This window comes from Pseudomonas sp. Sample_24, assembly GCF_004307605.1.
Taxonomy (GTDB): domain Bacteria; phylum Pseudomonadota; class Gammaproteobacteria; order Pseudomonadales; family Pseudomonadaceae; genus Aquipseudomonas.
Genome location: NZ_RCNW01000250.1, coordinates 1 through 2,815 on the forward strand (window position 1 = coordinate 1; position 2,815 = coordinate 2,815).

Sequence of the window (2,815 nt, forward strand, 5' to 3'; positions counted from 1 at the left end):
CCGGGAACTGCTTCTGCAGGATCGGCACGAACACTTCGTTCAGCGCCACGCCGAGGATCGCCGGCTCATCCGGTGGACGTCCGGTGTAGGTGCTGTGGTAGATCGGCTTGATCCGATGGGTGATGCGCTCGACGGTGAACACCGGGAAGCTGTCGACTTCGTTGTAGTAGCCGGTGTGGTCGCCGTACGGGCCTTCATCGGCCATCTCGCCCGGATGGATCACGCCTTCAAGGATGATCTCGGCGGTGGCCGGCACTTGCAGGTCGTTGCCCCGGCATTTCACCAGTTCGGTGCGGTTGCCGCGCAGCAGGCCGGCGAAAGCGTATTCGGAGAGACTGTCGGGCACCGGGGTCACGGCGCCGAGAATGGTCGCCGGGTCAGCGCCCAGCGCCACGGCCACCGGGAACGGTTGCCCCGGATGCTTCTCGCACCATTCGCGGTAATCCAGCGCGCCGCCACGGTGGCTGAGCCAACGCATGATGACTTTGTTGCGGCCGATCACTTGCTGACGGTAGATCCCGAGGTTCTGCCGATCCTTGTTCGGACCTTTGGTAACGGTCAGGCCCCAGGTGATCAGCGGCGCCACGTCGCCCGGCCAGCAGGTCTGCACCGGCAGTGTCGAGAGATCGACGTCATCGCCTTCGATGACCACTTCCTGGCAGATCGCATCTTTGACGACCTTGGGCGCCATCGAGATGATCTTGCGGAAGATCGGCAGTTTGGACCAGGCGTCTTTCAGCCCTTTCGGCGGCTCGGGTTCCTTGAGGAACGCCAGCAACTTGCCGATTTCGCGCAGTTCGCTGACCGCTTCGGCGCCCATGCCCAACGCAACGCGCTCGGGGGTGCCGAACAGGTTGCCGAGCACCGGAATGTCATAACCGACAGGCTTTTCAAACAGCAGGGCCGGGCCTTTGGCGCGCAAGGTGCGGTCACAGACCTCGGTCATTTCGAGCACTGGGGACACCGGAATCTGGATGCGCTTGAGCTCGCCGCGCTGTTCCAGCCCGCTGATAAAGTCGCGCAAGTCGCGATACTGCATGCGTAAGCCTCGTGTTGGCCGTGGCGTTCGGGGCAGGCAGTTTAGCGCCGAACCCCTCTATTCAGAACCACGAACTGCCGGTTCATCAAAAATCAGATAGCAAAAAGCCGGGTTTCCCCGGCTCTGGTGCCCTGTATGGCACAACCTGCTCGACTTACTTGCGTTTCATCGACAGGAAGAACTCATCGTTGGTCTTGGTCGTTTTCAGCTTGTCGACCAGGAACTCGATGGCAGCAACTTCGTCCATCGGGTGCAGCAGCTTGCGCAGGATCCACATGCGCTGCAACTCGTCGTCGGCGGTCAGCAACTCTTCGCGGCGGGTGCCGGAACGGTTGATGTTGATGGCCGGGAACACGCGCTTTTCAGCGATGCGGCGATCCAGAGGCAGTTCCATGTTGCCGGTGCCTTTGAATTCCTCGTAGATCACTTCGTCCATCTTCGAGCCGGTTTCAACCAGCGCGGTGGCGATGATGGTCAGCGAGCCGCCTTCTTCGATGTTCCGCGCAGCACCGAAGAAACGCTTTGGCTTCTCCAGGGCGTGGGCATCGACACCACCGGTGAGCACTTTGCCGGAGCTCGGGATCACGGTGTTGTAGGCACGGGCCAGACGGGTGATGGAGTCGAGCAGGATCACCACGTCTTTCTTGTGCTCGACCAGGCGCTTGGCCTTCTCGATCACCATTTCGGCCACCTGTACGTGACGGGTTGGCGGCTCGTCGAACGTCGAGGCAACCACTTCGCCGCGCACGGTGCGCTGCATTTCGGTTACTTCTTCCGGACGTTCGTCGATCAGCAGCACGATCAGGTGAACTTCAGGGTTGTTGCGCGCAATGTTCGCCGCGATGTTCTGCAGCATGATCGTCTTACCGGCTTTCGGCGGTGCAACGATCAGACCGCGCTGGCCTTTGCCGATCGGGGCGCACAGGTCGATAACACGACCGGTCAAGTCTTCGGTGGAGCCGTTGCCGGCTTCCATCTTCATGCGCACGGTCGGGAACAGCGGGGTCAGGTTCTCGAAGAGAATCTTGTTTTTCGCGTTTTCCGGACGGTCGAAGTTGATCGTGTCGACCTTCAGCAGCGCGAAATAACGCTCGCCTTCCTTCGGAGGGCGGATCTTGCCAACGATGGTGTCACCGGTGCGCAAGTTAAAGCGACGGATCTGGCTCGGCGAGACGTAGATATCGTCCGGGCCGGCGAGATAGGAGGCGTCTGCAGAGCGGAGGAAGCCGAAGCCGTCCTGGAGAATCTCCAGCACGCCATCACCGGAGATTTCCTCGCCGCTTTTCGCGTGCTTTTTCAGCAGGGAGAAAATCACGTCCTGCTTGCGCGAACGGGCCATATTTTCTATGCCCATCTGTTCGGCCAATTCGAGCAGTTCGGTAATCGGCTTTTGCTTGAGTTCAGTCAGATTCATATAGGAATGACGTAATCATTTATGGAGGGGGGAAAATTAAGCTTTTGGCTTAATGAGGCCGCGCCGCGGAGAAGGCGACAGGATCGCGTACTTATTCGAAAAGGAGAGCGTCGGCGACGGCTAGCAGGGGGCATTGGAGAAACCAGTGCGGGGCCGAATGTACCACCTGAGTTTCGGAGCGTCTAGCCCTCAATAACGAAAAGGCCCCGCATTATGCGGGGCCTTTTCATGACGCTTTATAACAACGCTTAGATGTTGGCGTCGAGGAAAGCAGCCAGTTGCGACTTCGACAGTGCGCCGACCTTGGTCGCTTCAACGTTGCCGTTCTTGAACAGCATCAGGGTCGGGATACCACGCACGCC

The 2,815-nt window shown here is 59.6% G+C and carries 3 protein-coding genes; all 3 read right to left on the bottom strand.

What is annotated here, in order from left to right:
• The coding region (locus D8V06_RS14070) for a UbiD family decarboxylase (RefSeq protein WP_130931154.1) at positions 1-1,039 on the bottom strand (1,039 nt) is incomplete at its 3' end.
• Between the two features lie 154 nt (positions 1,040-1,193).
• Positions 1,194-2,453, bottom strand: coding sequence for a transcription termination factor Rho (gene rho, locus D8V06_RS14075; RefSeq protein WP_003206716.1), 1,260 nt, complete (start codon positions 2,451-2,453; stop codon positions 1,194-1,196).
• 248 nt (positions 2,454-2,701) lie between these two features.
• Positions 2,702-2,815, bottom strand: a 114-nt coding sequence (locus tag D8V06_RS14080; RefSeq protein ID WP_241667821.1) for a thioredoxin domain-containing protein, incomplete at its 5' end; no start/stop codon positions are given.